Genomic DNA, 18,380 nt, shown 5'->3' on the forward strand with positions numbered 1-18,380 from the left:
TGTACACTGTGCTTTTTCGCCTCATTTTTCCGTGTCTCATCTTCGCTCGTTACGTTTTTCAACAGCCTCTTAATGTGACATCACGTCCTTATGTATGCTCAGTGCCTGGCCACAATGTACAAGTCACTTAAGTTATCCCACCAGCCAGACAGCCATGTTTTCTGCATGTTGCATGGTTCGGTCCGAAACACCGCCCAGGACCCCCTTGTCGGCGTCTCGGCCCCGACGTCCAAGTACAATGGTTCCGCAGCGGTGCTTCCGGGCCTTGCGCAGCAGGTCGTGGCTGGCCTCCAGGTTGGTGCCTGTGGGCAGGCGGGTAATCCGTTCTTTCGGTACACCTCCCTCAATGAGTATCTGGGTGTGGGCCTGGAAAAGATGATCGTCCAGATCCAGGTACTTGTCACACCACTCTTTTCCCCATTGTTTATGAAAGTCTTCCTGTCTGGATTTGGCCCTGGTGCCGAAAAGGGCGTTGGAGTGGTACAGGAGAACCTCTGTGTCCGGGTTTGAACAGATGAAAAAGGCCAGGTGATCGGCAGCCAGCAGAGAGGCGGGAACACAATGGACAGCAAGGAGAAAACGACGCGATGTCACTTCGCCATCGATGATCCACAGGGGAACCTCGTGGCATTTTTTTGCCAGGTAGGAAGAGACACTGCCCATGAGCATCTCGCTCACCATGCCCATGCCGCGACGGCCCACCAGCAGACTGTCGTATAAGCCATGAACAGCATAATGATGGATGGCGGTGGCAACGCTGGATGTGGTAATCAGGGCTTCATGGCTGATCCGGGATTCAGTCATGCCGTTACGTACCAGGCGTGATTTTGCATCCTTGAGATATTTTTCTGCTACCAGTTTTCTGCGATGTTCGGAGGGAGAATGCTGGCGCAGGGAATCAACTTCAAACATCCAGTTGTCGTCTTTGCCGGCAGAGGAAATAATGCTGAGCAGGTGCACGCAGATATCCCTGTCGTTGGCAAACTGTCTGATCAGGTAGTCAAGACTGCTGGAGCTGTAGACAGAGCCGTCAATGGCCACGAGTATCTTTTTTTCCACGGCTTCCTCCCCATCTGTTTCGCAGGTACATGTATCTTCCAGTCAGGCGCAACTATACCACAGAGCTTAAAGGAAACATACAGGGTGTGTGCAAAAAATCTTCGTGCCTCCGGCTGGATGTCAGTTCGCGCTGAGAAAGTAGTAGGCGATTGCTACGCCGATAATGCTTAAGGCCCTGAAGCTCTGGCTGTAGAGAATGAGCTGCATGGCCAGTCGGGGCTGGAAAATGCCAGCATAGTAAGGAAACTGGTGGCGGACCGCACGGACCGGTGATGAGAGTACATTGCCGACCAGAAGGGCCAGGACGACCTCTCTGGCACCGAGGACCCCATCCTGGAGCAGGGCGCCTGCCGCTGCCAGGCCAGCGGTGAATTCAGCTGCAATGTGGAGCACGACAATGGACATGGCCTGGGGGGAGAGCCAGGAAAGAAAGGAGAGATGGGCGGCCATGAATTCCTCGAGGGCAGTGAACAGGCCGATCCGGTTGAGGAGAAAAAAGGTAATATAGATGGGAATTGTATAGCGAATGATTTTGCGTATTCGACGCTTGAATCGTATCCAGGTCCGTTGCCAGGCATTTTTGATTGAATGGTCACTGTTTTTTGCCAAAGAATCGGAATCGTGGCTCATCCCCTCGCCCTGGAGAATGAAATGACTGACAGCAGTGATAAACAGGGTGCGGAGAATCGCGGCTGACAGGGTGAGACCCATATAGAGAAAAGCAGCACTTTTGAGTAACGGAGCGGTGATGAAAAAAGTGGTAGGCAGGTGGAGGAAATAGGTGGGCAGGCTGTTGAACAGGTTGGCCAGCACCAACTCTTTTTTGCTGATTTCATGTTTGTCGTAAGCCTCGGCCAGCATGGTGTTGGCGGCAACCCCTGAAAAGAACGCCATGGAAAAAGAGGCGCCGGTTATATTTGACAGGCGGCCAAATCGGGTCAGTGGCCGGGCCAGGACAGCCATCTTTCTGGTCCAGTTCAGGGCTTCGATGAAATTGGCCACCAGTAACCCGATGGATATGAAAATGATCAGGCGGACCAGGGGCCAGCCAAGCTGATTCCAGAGCATGGATATGGTGTCGGGTTCCATTTGATATCCTGAAAACAAAATGATTTTTTTAATTTCGATCGAAACTCAGCACCGCACGGAAAAGGATAACACCTCTTATCCCTGGAAAAATTCTTTGTCAGGGAGTGCCAGTAAAAGGCTTTTTTACCCGGTCTCCGCGAGAATGGCGATGTTATCCGCCGGTTTGGCTATTTTCTTGATTTTGATGGTAATCACAAAATGTTTCAACAGATCGTTACCAGGCCGGTTCGGTTTCAGGAACAGGTTCATCCTGGCGATTCATGGAGATGTCTCTTCATCGCAGGGAGGATATCGCGAAAAACGGAGTGTGCGGGCTCAATGCAACAGGTTCTGACCAGGGACCAGACACAGGGCATAGATGGCCCGGGGATCTGTTTTCTTCAGAAGAAGATCCAAGAGGTTCCGGGCGTTGAGGGCTGCACTGTTTGAAGTCGGAAAAATGGCGGTTGCGGTTCCCGGGATACTGGTCTGCCGGACAAACCGCTGGAGAAGTCGCTCAAGAGAGGTCCCGGGCGGCTGTACATAGGTCCCGCTGTATTCAGTGAGTTCCGCAAGCCGCGCCGCCTGGTCCACGGCATCGCTCAGGGTGCCGAGACTGTCCACCAGATTTATCTCCAGGGCGGTTTTTCCGTCCCAGACGCGGCCCTCGGCGATTTTTTCCACCTCGTCAGGTTTCATCCCCCGTCCCTGGCCGACAATATCAAGGAAGCGGTTATAGGTATGTTCTACCCCGTATTGGATGGAGCGGGCAATCTCCGGGGCCAGGGGACGAACCAGGCTCCCGCTTCCGGCCAGGCGGGTGGTGCCGGTGCCGTCGCTGTGCACTCCGATACGTTCCAGGCTGTTTTCCAGGGTCGCCATGGCCCCGAACACACCGATGGATCCAGTCAGGGTGACCGGCGAGGCCATGATATGATCGGCCCCGGCAGCTAGCCAGTAGGCACCGGAGGCAGCCATGGAACCCATGGAAACGACCAGGGGTCTGCCGGTATCCTGGAAGCGCTGGAGCTCCTGGCGGATGAGTTCCGAAGCAAAGGCGCTGCCGCCTCCGCTGTCGATGCGCAGGACCAGGGCGCGAACATTCCGGTCGCGGCGGGCTGAGCGTATCTGGGCGATAAGATTATCGGCACTGATCTGGTCCGGGGTCCCGTTGCCATAGACGATGTTGCCCTGGGCGATGATGAGCGCAATCCTGTTCCGGTCGGATTTGACCATGGTGTAGGAGGGAGTCAGGGTGCCGAGGTATTCGCGAAAAGAAATCCGGCGGAACCCGTAACCGTCCTCAGCCGGCCCGACCAGGTCTCTGAGATACTGTTCCAGCTCCTCTTCTGTCTTCAGACCGTCCACCAGTCCCGTGTCCACTGCCATCCTGGCACTGTCGCCGCCTGCGTTTTGCAGATAGTCGGGCAGGTTGTTGATTATCTCGTCAAGATGGGTCGGGTCAAGTTTCCTGTGGTTGGCGATATCAGAGGTGAACTGGTTCCAGATATTGGCCAGCCAGAACCGGTTGGACTCCCTGGCCTCGGGTGACATGTTGTTACGGATAAACGGCTCCACCGCTGATTTGTAAGAGCCGACCTTGAAGATGTGAATCCTGACCTGGAGCTGGTCGATCAGATCTTTCATGTAGAGTCTGAAAATCCCGAAACCGCGCAGGTCCACACTGCCCATGGGGTTGAGATAGATTTCATCTGCCCAGGAGGATAGATAATACTGGGCCTGGGAATAGCTGGGTCCACGGGCGATCACAACCTTGCCGCTATCCCTGAACTGTTCTATGGCCAGGCCGATGGCGCGTAACTGGTTGAAACCGGCCTGCTCCAAAGCACTGGTATCGAGCACCATGACCTGAATCCGGTCATCAACGGCGGCCTGGTTGATGGTATCGAGTATGTCCTGGAGCAGGGTTTCTTTTTGCATAGGTCCACCGGCCATGAGACCAAAGACCCGACCCAGGGGGTCGATCAGCGATTTCTTTTCCACGATCCTGCCCTCGGGACGCATTATCAGGGCAGCATTCACCGGGACCTCGGTGGCTGGATGGTAGAAGAGGGCGCTGACGACCATAAAGACGAGTCCCAGTGTCAGGAGACTGCCGAGCATAGTCAGTCCGGTGGTCAGAACCTTCCAGATCCAGCGTAAAAGGACGGTGACCATAATAAAGAATTTTTTCACTGTATCTCCTTGCATTCTTAAAGGAAACAGGGGGCACAGGGCACCGGAGGGTTCATGGAGCCGGGTTCAGTCCGCAGGTGACCCGGGACGAGCTTGAAACTGCGTCCAGTTGTTCCTGTTCTTGCTGTATTACGAGAAAATTTTTCGTGCCTTAAGATGGAGCACCATAGTATGTGGAGTGCTCAAGCCTGTCAGAGGGGAAGGATACGGGATTTACTGCGCGATTTCAAGCTTCAGGGCCAGGCCGAGGTCCTGCATGGAGTAGGGTTTCTTGATAAACTGGGATATGCCGAGGTCCCTGGCTTTTTTGATATCTTCGGGACTGGAGTAGCCACTGGTGATGATGGCCCGTAACCCGGGGGCATGCTGGGTAATGCGCTGGTAGGTCTCGCAGCCGTTCAACCCCCGTCCCATGATCATGTCCAGTATGACCAGATCCACGGATTTCCTTTTGATGAATTCTACAGCCTCTTCTCCGCTGCTTACCACGTAGGGTCTGTATCCCAGACGGGTGAGGAGCCGGCGGGCGATTTCCCGCTGACTTTCCTGGTCATCCACCACCAGAATGCGTTCGCCGGAGCCAGTGCTGACCTGGAGTGGAAATTTTTCGCCCGCAACGGCAAACTGCTCCTCGGTGGCCGGGAAGTAGAGGGTAAAGCAGGTCCCCTTTTTATTGGAGACGAGGTCCACATAGCCGCCATGATCGTGGATCGTGTTCCAGACCACGGCCAGTCCCAGTCCTGTGCCGCTGCGACCCATGACCTTTTTGGAGTAGAAGGGCTGGAAGATATGTTCGATATCACAGTTCTTGATCCCGGGTCCGTTGTCTTCCACCGTAATGACCACGTAGCGGCCAGGATCGACGGTTTCGTAGCCGTGGATGGGCTTGTTGATGTTCATATTGCAGGTGCGTATCCGGACCGTGCCTTTTCTGTTCTCCAGGGCCTCGGCCGCATTGGTGACCAGGTTCATGATAGACTTGGAGATGTGCATGGGCGAGCACCGGGTGTTGCAGAGGTTCTCTTCCAGTTCGGTTTCAATGGTGACGCCCGGATATCTCCTGGTCAGTTCCCTGCATTCCGGTGAGTTGACATAACCCGAGACGATGACGTTGAGGTTGTACACTTCCTTTTTGCATGTTGCGCCCCGGGCCACAGTGAGCAGGTCATTGACCACCGCCGCCGCCCGTTTGCCGGCATCGTGGATCAGCTTGATCTCCTCCCGGTACTTGAAATCCTCATCCAGGTCGAGGAGCAGGAGCTCAGGATAGGTGAGGATGCCGGCCAGAATGTTGTTGAGGTCATGGGCCACGGATCCGGCCATGAGGCCGAGGGATTCCATACGTTTGGCATCGGCCAGTTTCTCCATCAGTACCAGTCGTTTCTGTTCCGCCTCTCGGCGGGCTGAGATATCACGGATAGCCGCCACCTGTACCGTTTTACCCTGGTAGTCGATATGCTTCACCCGGATCTCCACCGGAAACCTGGTACCATCCTTTTTTATGCCTTTGGCTTCAAAAGGACCGAGGGCATCCTCGGTCTTCTGGAGAGGCATGGTCCGGACACTGTTGCTATCAAGGAGGATGTCGAATATCTGTTCACCGATGAGTTCTTCCTCGCTGTAGCCAAACATCTCGCACAGCTGCTGGTTGGCCAGGAGCAGACACCCTTCCTCGTAAATGAAGATGCCCTCCCAGGTGGCTTCCGAGAGCTGCCGGAAGCGCCGTTCACTGGCCCGGAGATCGGACTGGAGTTTCTTGTGTTCTATGGCGCGGCTGATGATTCTAAGCAGTTGTTCGGGATCACAGGGTTTGCGCAGGTAGTCGTATACACCTTGCCGCATGGCTTCCACCGCGTTCTCCACTGTGGCTATACCGGTGAGAATGATAATGGCTGTGCTGGGATGGTTACTGGAGATATGGGTGGCGATTTCATTACCGCTGATGTCTGGCAGGCCGATATCAAGCAGGGTGGCATGGAAGGATTTTTTTTCGAGAAAAAAAAGCGCTTCCTGTCCCGAATGAGCCACGTCAACTGCATAACCGTCTGCCTCAAGGAGCATCTTGAGACTGATGCAGAATTGCGGTTCATCATCTATTATCAGAATGTGGTACGCCATTCCGTTTTGCCAGGGCCAACTTGCGGTAACTCTGGTTACAGCCTCCTTGGAAGATTTCTCTTGTCAGCAGAGTCTGTGTCCAGAAAGTGGAACATAGCGGTGCCTGAAGAAAATATTCTCTTTCGAGAACCTGCTCACATATATAGCACAATCATTCAAAACTATTCAAACACAATAAATTCAAAAGGTTAAAAAAATAAGAATTATTCCGGAATGCTGGATGTCATGTATGCTGAGCCGGGAGGGTAATACTAAATGTAGTGCCTTGCGTCGAGGTTTCAAATGTCATCTCTCCGCCCATGTCCCGGATAATTTTCTGGACTATGGCCAGGCCCAGGCCGGTATGGCCGCCACCCTTGCTGCTGGTACCTGGATGAAATATCCTGTCCTGCATATCTGCATCGATCCCGGACCCGGTATCCGTAATCGTTATCTGTACCCGGTCGCGACCGTCCAGGGTCACGGGACGGGTAGCAATGGTGATGGTGCCGCCATCGGGCATGGCATCGGCGGCGTTGGTGCACAGGTTGATCATAACCTGGCGCAGGGCGTTGGCTTCGGAAACAACCGGGGGTAAGTTATCGGCCGGGTCGAACTCCATCCGGATGTTCCGGTCCCTGTCAAGCACCATGCGTAACAAGTTGATGATGTCCTCCAGGGTTCGGTTGAGATCCAGGGCCTGCTGGTCGCAAAACGATTTCGGAGTAGAGAGGTCTCGCAGCTGCTCGGTTATCTGCCCGATGCGCTCAAATTCGCTGTCAATGATGGTGAGCTCTTCTTTGACCTGGTGGTTTTTGCCCAGCTTGAGATCCAGTATCTTCATATAGTTTCGGAGAATCGCCAGGGGGTTGTTGATTTCGTGGGCAATTTTCCGCGCCACCAGGCTGGCTGCCTCCAGGCGCTCATTGAGCAGCCGCCGGGCCTCTTCACGGTGGAGATGTTCGATATACAGGCTGGCCGCCGCCTGGGAAGCCAGGAGTTGCAGCGGGGTGGCGTGGGTCAGCAGGGCCCGGTAGGAATCCTTGAAGATTCCGATGATCAGGGCACCCTGCACCTGTTTCCGGTGGACCAGGGGAACGACAAGAAGTCCATCGGTCCCCAGCAGGTGGAGGATCTGCTCGTCGAGGATGTTTTTTTCCTGGTCTGACTGGTCCATGAACGAGTGCATGATCTGACCGAACTCAACGGCCCGGCAGGCCAGGCTTCCGGGGTGCTGACCAACCGGGAAACGCAGCTGTCCGGCTTCACGGCAGTAGGGGTTGTCCGAAGATGCGCAGCCATACAGTTCTCCTGTATGCCGGTCGTGACAGAGAATAAGAGATCTGTTTTCGCTGAACAGGATTTTGAGACTTTCTTCGATCACACTGATGATCTGTTCCTGGTTTTCGGACTGGATGAGGCGACCCATGGCTCCGGTCAGCTGGGATATATCCCGGACCCGGCTGATCAGTTCCAGTGAGGTCTCCCGGTGGGGCGCCTCGGCGGCTGGCTCCGGTGCGAGTGACGACTGTCGGGAAGCGGGGATGGGGATGCCAAGTGTTGCAGCCATCTCTTCCACCTGTTCTTCCACGCTTTCCAGACTGGTCCAGAGTTTTTTTGCATCCAGGCCGAAAAAGCGCTCGGCTACGGTTTCGCACTCCGGATCCCCTGCTTCGGCATGGCTGAGGAGATCGGCCAGGTAAACCAGCCGTACCAGGGGAAGAGCCTCGACCAGTTCGTCCACTGGATGGTGGTGGAAGCGGATGGCGTCACCAAACAGGGTGGGAAAACGCCATTCATCCACCAGCCAGGCCCCGGCCTGGCAGTGGTTGATATGGAGTTTTTCCTGCTCAAGAAAAGACAGTCGGCCGTCATGACAGCGGATGCCCTTGAGCAGCAGGGGAGCGTATTTTCCAGGAAAAGCCATCCACAGTACAAGTTTGCCGATGTCATGGAGCAACCCGGCCAGGTATGCCTCCGCGGGGTTGGTATAACCGGTGACAGTGGCCAGTTTTCGGGCAATGATCGCGTTCAGGCAGGAGTGGTACCAGAACCGGTCCATGGAGAGCAGCCCATTGGTTTCTATGCGTCGAAAGACCTGCTGAACCGAGACGGAGATGGCAAGATTCTTGACCGTGTCGGCGCCGAGATAAATGACAGCCTGACCAATATCGATAAAGCTGCTCTTTGCGCCCATGAAGGCGGAGTTGGCAAGCTGAAGGATTTTTGCGCTCAGGGTGGTATCCCGCTCGGCAATACCGCTGACTTCCCGCAAATCGACCTCTTTCTTGTGGCAGGCGTCGATCAGCTGCACCAGTACTTGTGGCATGCTGGGCAGGTTTCCGGATGTCTTCAAGCGGTTCAGGGCCGTTTCTGCAGGACTCATTTATTGGCGACCAGGTAAAGGTGGTGGCAAGTTTGATGGACTTTGCACGAGTTCATCAGAAGTAACGTGGTAAACTGTCAGCCTCTGGGACGGAATTCCCCATGGTTGGTTGTGTATGCCACTACGTGGTTTTTCTTTCCAGCGTGAAAACGGGAAGCGGAAGCACGATAATTGGCTCTTTTTCTATGTAGCACAGGTGTTTTTTTAAATCCAGGAAACAGAAGAAAAAAGTTTTTTTTGATTACAACAGAAACTCTGTGCCGGTGGACAAAAAGGATAATATCGCTTTGTCCTGGAAAAACAACTTGTCTGGGAGTACCAGTGACGGGCCATTTTCTGACCAGTCTTTGTGAGAATTGCGATGTTATCTCCCGGCGCAGCCATTTTTCTGGGTGTTGATGTTAACTGCTTGAAATTTTATCGTTTCCTTTGGAACGGCCGTAAATCGCGAATCACTGGCTGATATGCCGGGAAAAGGTCTTTTCTTTTTTCTTGACCCGTCCACAGGAGAACAGGTAAGAAGGGGAAGTTTCTTATTTTTCACAGACTGCGCAGGAAAATTTCCGTTTCAATAAATTTGCTCCAGGGGGTAGGTAAGATAATGAAGGTCGGGGATCGCCACTATCATTCCATCTGGCTGGCCGATGACGGCTGGAGGGTGGAAATTATCGACCAGACCCGTTTGCCGCACCGGTTCGAGGTGGTGCGGCTGGAATCCCTGGCCGAGTCCTGTCGGGCCATCAGCGACATGCTTGTCCGCGGTGCGCCGCTCATCGGGGCCACGGCAGCCTATGGTTTCTGTCTTGGTCTGCGCCGGGACAGTTCTGATCAGGCCCTGCTCCAGATCGGCGAGCAGCTTGTGCGCTGTCGACCGACCGCAGTCAACCTGCGCTGGGCAGTGGAGCGCATACGCCGCGCTGTTGAACCACTGCCTGAGAAGAACAGGGTCGAGGCCGCCTATCGGGAAGCCGGTCGGATCTGCGAGGAGGATGTGGCCACCAATGAGGCCATCGGTCGGCACGGGGTGGAGCTGATTCGTCGTGCCTTTGAAGAGAAAGGGAAAAGGACGCCGGTTAATATTCTTACCCACTGCAATGCCGGCTGGCTGGCCACCGTGGACTGGGGTACAGCCCTGGCTCCGGTCTACCGTGCGGTTCTGGAGGGAATAGATGTCCATGTCTGGGTGGATGAAACCCGGCCCCGAAACCAGGGCTCTCACCTGACGGCCTGGGAACTGGCGGTCCATGGAGTTGACCACCACCTCATCGTCGATAATGCAGGAGGCCATCTCATGCAGCATGGCATGGTGGATATCTGTATTGTCGGGACGGACAGGACCACGGCCGGCGGGGATGTCTGTAACAAGATCGGCACCTATCTCAAAGCACTGGCCGCCCGCGACAACAATATCCCTTTCTATGTCGCTCTGCCAGGATCCACCATCGACTGGACCCTGACCGATGGTATGGAGATTCCCATTGAGGAACGGGACCAGGATGAGGTCTTGCGGGTCTGGGGTCGCGGGGAAACCGGTGACCTTACAGGGGTATTCATTGCTCCGCAACAGACCCCGGCCGCCAATCCGGCCTTTGATGTCACCCCGGCTGGCCTGGTCACCGGGCTGATCACCGAGCGTGGTGTCTGTCCTGCAAGCCGGGAGGGGCTTGCCGGACTCTATCCTGAAAAAGCAGGGACCTGATGTTTCCGGCACAGATGGGGATCGACCCGTTATGGCTCCACTGATTCTGCGCCGACAGCTCATCGAGACCGCACTGACCATGAACAGCGTTGGCCTCAACCAGGGGACGTCCGGAAACCTCTCTGTCCGTACGGAAAACGGCTTTCTTATCACCCCCTCGGCCCTGCCCTATGACCGGTGCCGGCCTGCCGATATGGTTGAGATGAACCTCGCAGGTATGGCGGAAAGCCGAAAGGGACGACCCTCGTCCGAGTGGCGGTTGCATCGCGATATCTACCTGGCCCGGGAGGAAGCAGGGGCCATTCTTCATGCCCATCCTCCCTGGTGCACGACCCTGGCCTGTCTTGAGCGGTCCATTCCACCATTTCACTACATGGTTGCCGTTGCCGGTGGCGACTCCATTGAACTGGCACCTTATGCCACTTTCGGTACCCAGGAGCTTTCGGACCATGTCCTGGACGCCCTGGCTGGTGGCCGTTTTGCCTGCCTGCTGGCCCATCACGGTATGGTTTGTTACGCCTCTGATCTGGAATCTGTTCTGGCCCTGGCCGTTGAGGTGGAAACCCTCGCCCGTATGTATGGCCAGGCCCTGCAGATTGGGGATCCCCCCCTGCTCAGCCGCGAACAGATGAGTGAGGTCCTGGATCTTTTCAGCGGTTATCGCCAGACCTCTTCCTGACAGGAAATCCCGTTGTATTTCGTTACAGGGTTTATAACCATGTGATTGACATGCCCGGAGTTTGCAGGTTTCTGCCACGGACTTGATGGTTTGACAGCCGGCAAATAATGCGTATTTTCTATGTGCAGGCGGGAGGTATCGTGACCGGGCGCTTTGCGGAAATTTTCGGCAGCGTCTGTGTCCGGCAGGGTGAAATGATCCGTTGGGAGGTGCATCATGTTTCAGGAACTACCGGTGAATATAGACGGGGTGGTTGCCTTCAAGGCGACAGGTAAACTGACCGATGAAGATTACAAAGCCTTCCTTCCGGTCCTGGAAAAGATTATCGAGCGGGAGGGGCCGGTGTCGATGCTGGCCGTGTTCGAAGATTTCCAGGGCTGGGAACCCAGGGCTGCCTGGGATGATCTCAAGTTCGGCCTGGCACATGCAGGAGATTTCAAGAAAATAGCAGTAGTCGGAGATTCGAGCTGGCTGGAGTGGATGAGCCGGCTCACCAGTCTGATCTTTAATGCCAAAATCAAGTTTTTTCCCAGGGGTGGCATGGATGAGGCCCTGGCCTGGCTCAAGGAGGAGGAAGGGCAGGAGACGATAGAATCGCTCAAGCCCTACAGTCATATTCTACTGGCCACCGACTTCTCCCCCCATGCCCGGCGGGCAGCGGAAAGGGCTGTGGAACTGGCAGGGAACTACGGCGCAAAACTGAGCTTTGTCTACGTGGTTGACGACCCGGCACTTTACGATGAATTCTACGAGCCGGTCTTTGTTGAGGAATGGCTGGCGCGACACGAGGAATATCGCAAACGGGCCGAGGACAGGCTGCGGCAGTGGGCGGACGAACTGGGAGCCAGGGAGGCAGAGATTGTGATCCTTGATTCCGCACCCAAGGTGGCCATTCCCAGATATGCGGACCAGCACAACGTCGATCTTATCGTGGTCGGCAGCTGTGGCCGAAGGGGGATGAAGAGGGTTCTCGGCTCGGTGGCCAATGCCCTCGTCCACCACAGCGGTTGTGATGTCCTCACCGTGCGCTAGCAGTTTTCGCGCAAGTCGTCACCAGTGCTGATTTTCGGTGGTCATCAAAAAGAAAAAAACGGCCGCAAAAAGTTGCGGCCGTTTTCATTGAATGGTCGGAACGAGAGGATTTGAACCTCCGACCCCCTGAACCCCATTCAGGTGCGCTACCAGGCTGCGCTACGTTCCGATATCTGCTGGACCGGGATCAGGTCCGGAATTGCTGGTGTCTCTTTTAGCATCCTGCGGCTGTGTATGTCAACAGCCTTCTCGAGTTTTCATCCCCTGCGACTAAGAATGTCCTGGATGGCCTGCAGTTCTTTTCTGATAAAGGCCAGCCGTTCGCTTGATCCGGTGAGCACGGGCCCTGGTTTCGGGACTACCGGGCGTCTGCCGCCGTCGGCCAGTACCTTTCGGGCTCCTGCTATGGTATATCCCTCTTCGTGCAGCAACGTCTTTATCAGAAGAAGGGTCTCGACGTCCCTGCGACGGTAGAGTCGCTGCTTGGACTTGGCCCGTCGGGGCCGGATGGTCTTGAATTCAGACTCCCAGTATCTCAGTACGTGCGGGTCGACGCCAACGAGCTTGCTGACCTCACCGATCCGGAAGTATTTTTTTTCCGGTATCTGGACTGAACTTCCGGCAGTGTGTGTATTCACATCACTTGCTGTTATTTAGCCGTTCCCGCAACCGTTTGCTGGACCGAAAGGATACCATTTTACGTTTGGTGATGGTCATGGCCTCTCCGGTCCGTGGATTTCTACCTCTTCTCGGCGATTTGTCCCGTACGGTCAGGGTGCCGAACTGGACCAGTTTGATGGATTCGCCCTCCACCAGGGTGTTTTTCATGGTGGCAAAGACAGTGTCTACAATTTCAGCGGCATTCCGCTGAGATACACCGAGTTGTTCGTTGACTGCTACAGCAAGTTCCTTGCGAGTAACGTTTTTTTTCTTCATCTTTTACTGTCCTTCCCGATATCGACCGCCAAAGCGGGACATCAGTGAGCTTACAATTTTATCGTGAAATCTGTCAACCGTTTCATCGTCCAGTGTCTTCTTCCAAGACCGGTAGGTCACGGTCAGGGCGACACTCTTCATTCCGGGTTCTATGGGCTTCCCCCGGTACACGTCGAATATGTCTGCATGCTCGACCAACTCTGCCTTGTGGGCGTGAATCTCTTCCAGTAGTTCACCGGCCGGTACTCCTTCTGGCACTACCAGGGCGATGTCCCTTTTCACGGCTGGATATTTCGGCAGCGGCTTGAAGGACACTTCAGCCCTTGGCAGACCACAGAGCGTTTCCACGTCCATTTCCAGGAAATAGACTTCCTGCTTGATGGAGAACTGCTTGGCCGTGGCCGGGTGCAGTCGACCCAGTCTGCCGATTTCCGTGTTTTTGTCCATGATGGTCAGAAAAGCTTCCGGATCACCGTATGGCTGGACAGCACCGCTTTCAACCATTCTGAACTCGATTGCAAGGTCGGAGCCGGCAATCCGCAGTTCCCGGAGCAGCGATTCGGCCACTCCCTTAACATCAAAAAAGTCTGCCTGCAAGCCGGAAAAGTAAAGAGGCCTTGCGCCGGGATACCGGTTACCGCTCATGACCACGCAGAGCTGAAAACGCTCTTCAGGCTGGTGCCCCTGTTTACGCTGGATAAAGGTCTTGCCGATTTCGAACAATCGGATATCAGTCTGCTGATAATTGATGTTACGGCGGATATTTTCCAGCAGTCCCGGTAACAGCATGGACCGCATGACGGCCTGCTCTTCGGTGAGCGGGTTGAGCAGCCGGGTAGCCTGGCGGCGCGGATCATCCTCGCCAAGTCTCATCATGTCCCAGTGTTTTTGCGAAACAAAGGAGTAGTTGATGGCCTCGCAGAAACCGTTGGACCGCAGGAGGTCGGCAATGTCCTGGCGTAGAGTCCGCAGTGGATCACGCTCGGGATAGTCCATGGTGATTTTGGGCAGGGTGGTAGGGATATCGTTGTATCCTACCAGTCTTGCGATTTCTTCAACCAGGTCGACTTCCCGTTCGATGTCGATTCGGAAGCTGGGCACCTGCACATTGAGTACCTCTCCGGAGCCCTCCACTACAAAGCCGATACCGCGCAGATATTCGGCGATCTCGGTGGCTCCAAGCTCCATGCCGATCAGCTGACACACCCGCTGGACACGCAGATTGAGGATAAGGGGTTCCTTTTTACCCGGATAGATATCCCTGGGCGCACCTTTCACCTTGGCTCCGGCAAGTTCAACCATCAGCTGGACAGCCCGTTCCATGGCCCTGGCGCAGCCGCCAGGGTCCACACCCCGCTCGAAGCGGTAGGAAGCCTCGGAGGGAAGGTTGAGTTTTCTGGCCGTGCGGCGTATGGAAACCGGGTCAAAGCAGGCCGACTCCAGCAGCACCTCGGTGGTGGAGTCGGTCACTTCAGAGTCAAGTCCACCCATGACCCCGGCTACGGCCACCGGTTTGTCCCGGTCGCATATCATGAGGGTATCTGGTGATATTGATCGCTTAACGCCATCCAGGGTGGTGAAGGTCATCTCGTCCCCTGATGGGCATCGGACGACAATGGCGCCACCGGCCAGTTTCTGGAAATCAAAGGCGTGCAGTGGTTGGCCATATTCGAGCATAACGTAGTTGGTGATGTCGACGATGTTGTTGATGGGACGCATGCCCACGGCCATGAGCCGTTTCCGGAGCCACCAGGGGGAAGGTTTTATGGTGACGCCGACAAGCTTGGTGGCAGCGTATCGTGGGCAAAGTTCCGGCTCGTCGATACGGACCGAAAATTCCTGGCCGTCGTTGTCCGGTACAGGCACATCGCGATCGGTCACCGGAATGGTCAGCCCCTGCCGGGTAATGCCGGCAATCTCGCGAGCGATGCCGATGACGCTGGCGCAGTCAGGCCGGTTCGGGGTAAGATCGATCTCGATCATGGTGTCGTCAAGCTCGAGCACCTCGACCAGGGGCAAGCCCGCAGCAATGGAGTCGTCCAGCTCAATGATTCCCGAGTGATCCTCACTTAACCCCAGCTCCTTTTCCGAGCAGAGCATGCCCATGGAGACTTCGCCTCGGACCTTGGCCTTTTTTATCTTCATGGAGCCGACAACCGTACCCGGACGGGCCAGGGCGGTGACCAGCCCCTCGCGGACATTGGGGGCCCCGCAGACGATCTGGATGGTTTCATCGCCCACCTCAACATCGCACAGGGTCAATCGGTCCGCATTGGGGTGCTTGCGAACCTGGAGAATCCGGGCTGTTACGATATCTTCCACGCCCCTGTACAGCTCCTGCACGGTTTCTACTTCCAGGCCGAGCATGGTCAGTTTGTCTGCCAGCAGGGCAGGGTCCAGGTCCTTGACCGGGACATACTCGTTTAACCAGTTGATGGTGAATTTCATGAATATACCTGTTACACACCAGCAGGGCAGCAGCTCCTGCACTACGAATCATGAAAACCCTGAACACCGTCAGGGACGGGACAAGGTTTTTGGCCGGATACCGGATAATTTTCTCGGAACAAACCTCGCTGGGCCGGAACAACAAGCAAGCTGTTTAGCCCAGCTATGATGCGTCAGTTTCCGAAACAGAAGTCGGATCGCTGCCCGCACTATAATCTGTTATGGGTTAAAACTGAGTTAAAAAGCGAAGATCGTTTTCGTAAAAGAGACGGATGTCGTCAATGCCATACTTGAGCATGGCAATACGTTCCACTCCAAGGCCAAAGGCGAACCCGGAATACTCGTCCGGATCATAGCCGACCATTTTGAGAACTTCGGGGTCGATCAGCCCGGCCCCGAGGATTTCCAGCCACCCGGTCTTCTTGCAGACCCGGCAACCCGAACCGCCACAGATGACACAGGCTATGTCCACCTCTGCGCTTGGTTCGGTGAACGGAAAAAAACTCGGGCGAAAACGCAGGGCCAGATCATCCTTGAACATCCGGCGGGTAAAACTGGTGAGGACGCCTTTCAGATCGGCAAAGGAAACATCCCGGTCCACCAGGAATCCTTCAACCTGGTGAAACATCGGGGTATGCGTAATATCAGAATCGCAACGGTAAACTTTACCCGGGGCAATATAGCGCAGGGGTGGATCCTGTGTCTCCATGATCCGGGCCTGCATGGGCGAGGTGTGGGTACGCAGCAAGATGGACTCCGTGACATAAAAGGTGTCGTGCATGTCACGGGCCGGATGGTGCTTGGGAATATTCAGGGCCTCAAAATTGTAGTGGTCGAGCTCCACATCGGGGCCTTCGGCCACGGCAAAGCCCATGCCCTCAAAAATGGCGCAGATCTCTTCCATGACCTGGGTGACGGGATGGAGCTTGCCAAAGGGCAGGTTGCGTCCCGGCAGGCTGAGGTCTTCTCTGCCTTTGGACTGTCCGGTATCACCAGTGGCGAGTGAACCTTTCAGGAACTCGAACCGGTCCGAGATCTCCTGCTTGATACTGTTGGCAAGCTGTCCGAGGCGGGGCCGGTCCTCCCTGGGAACCTGTCCCAGCCGGCGCATGACTGTGGACAGCGATCCTTTTCTGCCTAGAAACCGGACACGGAACGGCTCAAGGTCGGAAGCATCGGTGATGGCCGCCAAGGCCTCTTCAGCCTCAGCCTTGAGGCGTTTTAGTTCTTCTTCCATTGAATAGAGAAGTGGATAATATTTCTGAAGGTTCCAGAAGGGCCTGTACGGCCGCTGGTTTTCATCAATTGATGGAACAGGATGACTCTATCCCGATCTCTCAGTTGACGCCGGAAGCCTTTACAACCTGGGTGAAGGCGTTGGGATCAACAATGGCCAGGTTGGACAGGACTTTGCGGTCCAGTTCAATGCCGGATTCCTTCAGGCCATGGATCAGCTTACTGTAGCTGGTACCGTTCATCTTGGCGGCAGCGCCGATGCGGGTGATCCACAACCGACGGAATTCACGTTTTTTTGTCCGGCGATCGCGATAGGCAAAACAGAGTGCCCTGTCCACTGCTTCGGTGGCGGTCCGATAGAGCCGATGCTTGCCACCCCTGTACCCCCTGGCCATTTTCAGGACTTTGTTTCTTCTGCGTCGGGCTTTGAATCCACGTGTTACGCGAGGCATCTTTCTACTCCAGATAATGTTTTTCTGTCATCCCTTTCACGATTAAAGTTCCGGGAGAACAATGTGTTTTCGTACTGACTCTTTTGTCTGAAGACAGGGTTTTTGTCTTCTTTATCTGCTTACAGGTAGGGCAGCATGCGCTGTACAGCCTTCATGTCAGCACTACAGATCAGAGAGGATTTGCGCAGGTTACGTTTGCGCTTAGTGGACTTTTTGGTCAGAATATGACTGCTGTAGGCCTTGTTTCTCTTAATTTTACCGGAACCTGTGGCCTTGAAGCGTTTGGCCGCTCCCCGGTTTGTTTTCATTTTAGGCATGGTATATCTCCTTGCTATGTCAAGCTTTTCTGGCCGGTAATCAAATATTTTCTATTATAAGGCCGGGATCATGCATTCCTGTCGTCTGTCCGAAAAAAGTGGTGGTCAAAAAACCGATCCAACCAGGTCCGCCGTTGCCATTAAGCTTTCGGACCGACAAACATGACCAGTTGACGACCTTCCATCTTCGGCTCCTGGATAATGACACAGTCGTCGCGCAGTTCATCGGCGATTTTCTTCAGCGCGTCCAGACCAATGGACTGGGCATAAATGATTTCACGGCCCCGGAAGCGCATGGTGATCTTGACCTTGTTTTTGGCAGCCAGGAACTTTTTGATTTTCTTTATCTTGAAATTGAGATCGTGCTCTTCGGTCTTTGGCCTGAACTTGATCTCCTTTGTCTCGATAACCGTCTGTTTTTTCTTGGCTTCCTGCTGCTTTTTCTTCTGCTCGTAACGGAACTTGTCGTAGTTCATTATCCGGCAGACCGGAGGTTTGGCTGAGGCTGACACCTCGACCAGGTCCAGATCCTGATCGTACGCCCTGTCTACGGCCTCCTTGGTGGAGACGATGCCCAGCTGTTCTCCGTCGGCACCTATGAGCCGAACTTCCGGATAGGTAATCTGTTCGTTAACCTTGATCTTGATTTCCTGTTTCTGCGGAAGTCTTCTACCTCGTCTTTTAATGTCCGTTCCTCCTGTTCCGTTTTTTCTTGTTGCAGGCGCTTGGCCAATGCACTATCAGGCTGTTGAAAAACTACTACGCTTTTCAACAG

15 protein-coding genes and 1 tRNA gene are annotated in these 18,380 nt (G+C 54.8%); 3 read left to right on the forward strand and 13 right to left on the reverse strand.

Going from position 1 to position 18,380, the window contains the following annotated elements:
- Positions 1 to 132 precede the first annotated feature (132 nt).
- The 5 genes from ACXJJY_RS04350 to ACXJJY_RS04370 form a co-directional block, all read right to left on the reverse strand.
- A complete protein-coding gene (locus tag ACXJJY_RS04350; protein WP_456385485.1) occupies positions 133 to 1,059 on the reverse strand; it encodes a universal stress protein in 927 nt (308 codons plus the stop codon).
- A 120-nt stretch (positions 1,060 to 1,179) separates the two neighbouring features.
- A complete protein-coding gene (locus ACXJJY_RS04355; RefSeq protein ID WP_456385486.1) occupies positions 1,180 to 2,148 on the reverse strand; it encodes a hypothetical protein in 969 nt (322 codons plus the stop codon).
- 315 nt (positions 2,149 to 2,463) lie between these two features.
- Positions 2,464 to 4,323 carry a signal peptide peptidase SppA gene (gene sppA / locus ACXJJY_RS04360; RefSeq protein WP_456385487.1) on the reverse strand — a complete coding sequence of 620 codons (1,860 nt, stop codon included), beginning with the start codon at positions 4,321 to 4,323 and terminating at the stop codon, positions 2,464 to 2,466.
- 213 nt (positions 4,324 to 4,536) lie between these two features.
- The gene (locus tag ACXJJY_RS04365) at positions 4,537 to 6,441 is read right to left on the reverse strand and encodes a response regulator (protein WP_456385488.1); all 1,905 of its coding nucleotides are present in this window, start codon (positions 6,439 to 6,441) and stop codon (positions 4,537 to 4,539) included.
- 223 nt (positions 6,442 to 6,664) lie between these two features.
- Positions 6,665 to 8,749, reverse strand: coding sequence for an HDOD domain-containing protein (locus ACXJJY_RS04370; RefSeq protein WP_456385489.1), 2,085 nt, complete (start codon positions 8,747 to 8,749; stop codon positions 6,665 to 6,667).
- A gap of 658 nt (positions 8,750 to 9,407) precedes the next feature.
- Here ACXJJY_RS04370 and mtnA point away from each other — a divergent pair.
- The 3 genes from mtnA (at position 9,408) to ACXJJY_RS04385 (ending at position 12,216) form a co-directional block, all read left to right on the forward strand.
- Complete coding sequence (gene mtnA / locus ACXJJY_RS04375) at positions 9,408 to 10,505, forward strand: S-methyl-5-thioribose-1-phosphate isomerase (RefSeq protein WP_456385490.1); 1,098 nt, start codon at positions 9,408 to 9,410, stop codon at positions 10,503 to 10,505.
- A gap of 31 nt (positions 10,506 to 10,536) precedes the next feature.
- Entirely contained in the window at positions 10,537 to 11,184 is a 648-nt protein-coding gene (locus ACXJJY_RS04380) for a class II aldolase/adducin family protein (RefSeq protein ID WP_456385491.1), read from the forward strand.
- Between the two features lie 216 nt (positions 11,185 to 11,400).
- Positions 11,401 to 12,216 carry an STAS/SEC14 domain-containing protein gene (locus ACXJJY_RS04385; RefSeq protein ID WP_456385492.1) on the forward strand — a complete coding sequence of 272 codons (816 nt, stop codon included), beginning with the start codon at positions 11,401 to 11,403 and terminating at the stop codon, positions 12,214 to 12,216.
- A 92-nt stretch (positions 12,217 to 12,308) separates the two neighbouring features.
- Here the strand turns inward: ACXJJY_RS04385 and ACXJJY_RS04390 are convergent.
- From ACXJJY_RS04390 to infC, 8 genes are all read right to left on the reverse strand, one after another.
- Positions 12,309 to 12,385, reverse strand: a tRNA-Pro gene (locus tag ACXJJY_RS04390).
- Between the two features lie 88 nt (positions 12,386 to 12,473).
- Positions 12,474 to 12,854: a MerR family transcriptional regulator gene (locus ACXJJY_RS04395; RefSeq protein ID WP_456385493.1), complete on the reverse strand. Its 381-nt coding sequence runs from the start codon at positions 12,852 to 12,854 to the stop codon at positions 12,474 to 12,476.
- A gap of 1 nt (position 12,855) precedes the next feature.
- Complete coding sequence (locus ACXJJY_RS04400; RefSeq protein ID WP_456385494.1) at positions 12,856 to 13,152, reverse strand: integration host factor subunit alpha; 297 nt, start codon at positions 13,150 to 13,152, stop codon at positions 12,856 to 12,858.
- Positions 13,153 to 13,155: 3 nt separating this feature from the next.
- Positions 13,156 to 15,600: a phenylalanine--tRNA ligase subunit beta gene (pheT, locus tag ACXJJY_RS04405; protein ID WP_456385495.1), complete on the reverse strand. Its 2,445-nt coding sequence runs from the start codon at positions 15,598 to 15,600 to the stop codon at positions 13,156 to 13,158.
- 226 nt (positions 15,601 to 15,826) lie between these two features.
- Complete coding sequence (gene pheS / locus ACXJJY_RS04410) at positions 15,827 to 16,837, reverse strand: phenylalanine--tRNA ligase subunit alpha (RefSeq protein WP_456385496.1); 1,011 nt, start codon at positions 16,835 to 16,837, stop codon at positions 15,827 to 15,829.
- A 100-nt stretch (positions 16,838 to 16,937) separates the two neighbouring features.
- Complete coding sequence (rplT, locus tag ACXJJY_RS04415) at positions 16,938 to 17,288, reverse strand: 50S ribosomal protein L20 (protein ID WP_456385497.1); 351 nt, start codon at positions 17,286 to 17,288, stop codon at positions 16,938 to 16,940.
- 119 nt (positions 17,289 to 17,407) lie between these two features.
- Positions 17,408 to 17,605 (reverse strand): 50S ribosomal protein L35, encoded by a 198-nt coding sequence (gene rpmI, locus ACXJJY_RS04420; RefSeq protein WP_456385498.1) that lies wholly within the window; start codon positions 17,603 to 17,605, stop codon positions 17,408 to 17,410.
- Positions 17,606 to 17,745: 140 nt separating this feature from the next.
- Complete coding sequence (gene infC, locus ACXJJY_RS04425) at positions 17,746 to 18,339, reverse strand: translation initiation factor IF-3 (RefSeq protein ID WP_456385527.1); 594 nt, start codon at positions 18,337 to 18,339, stop codon at positions 17,746 to 17,748.
- Positions 18,340 to 18,380: the final 41 nt, after the last annotated feature.

The sequence above is a fragment of the Desulfolithobacter sp. genome (genome assembly GCF_054025815.1).

Bases quoted from the DNA above. Each gene is read 5' to 3' on its own strand.
- ACXJJY_RS04355 (WP_456385486.1), bottom strand. From the start codon at position 2,148: ATGGAACCCGACACCATATCCATGCTCTGGAATCAGCTTGGCTGGCCC.
- ACXJJY_RS04365 (WP_456385488.1), bottom strand. From the start codon at position 6,441: ATGGCGTACCACATTCTGATAATAGATGATGAACCGCAATTCTGCATC.
- ACXJJY_RS04370 (WP_456385489.1), bottom strand. From the start codon at position 8,749: ATGCCACAAGTACTGGTGCAGCTGATCGACGCCTGCCACAAGAAAGAG.
- mtnA (WP_456385490.1), top strand. From the start codon at position 9,408: ATGAAGGTCGGGGATCGCCACTATCATTCCATCTGGCTGGCCGATGAC.
- ACXJJY_RS04380 (WP_456385491.1), top strand. From the start codon at position 10,537: ATGGCTCCACTGATTCTGCGCCGACAGCTCATCGAGACCGCACTGACC.
- ACXJJY_RS04385 (WP_456385492.1), top strand. From the start codon at position 11,401: ATGTTTCAGGAACTACCGGTGAATATAGACGGGGTGGTTGCCTTCAAG.
- ACXJJY_RS04400 (WP_456385494.1), bottom strand. From the start codon at position 13,152: ATGAAGAAAAAAAACGTTACTCGCAAGGAACTTGCTGTAGCAGTCAAC.
- pheT (WP_456385495.1), bottom strand. From the start codon at position 15,600: ATGAAATTCACCATCAACTGGTTAAACGAGTATGTCCCGGTCAAGGAC.
- pheS (WP_456385496.1), bottom strand. From the start codon at position 16,837: ATGGAAGAAGAACTAAAACGCCTCAAGGCTGAGGCTGAAGAGGCCTTG.
- rplT (WP_456385497.1), bottom strand. From the start codon at position 17,288: ATGCCTCGCGTAACACGTGGATTCAAAGCCCGACGCAGAAGAAACAAA.
- rpmI (WP_456385498.1), bottom strand. From the start codon at position 17,605: ATGCCTAAAATGAAAACAAACCGGGGAGCGGCCAAACGCTTCAAGGCC.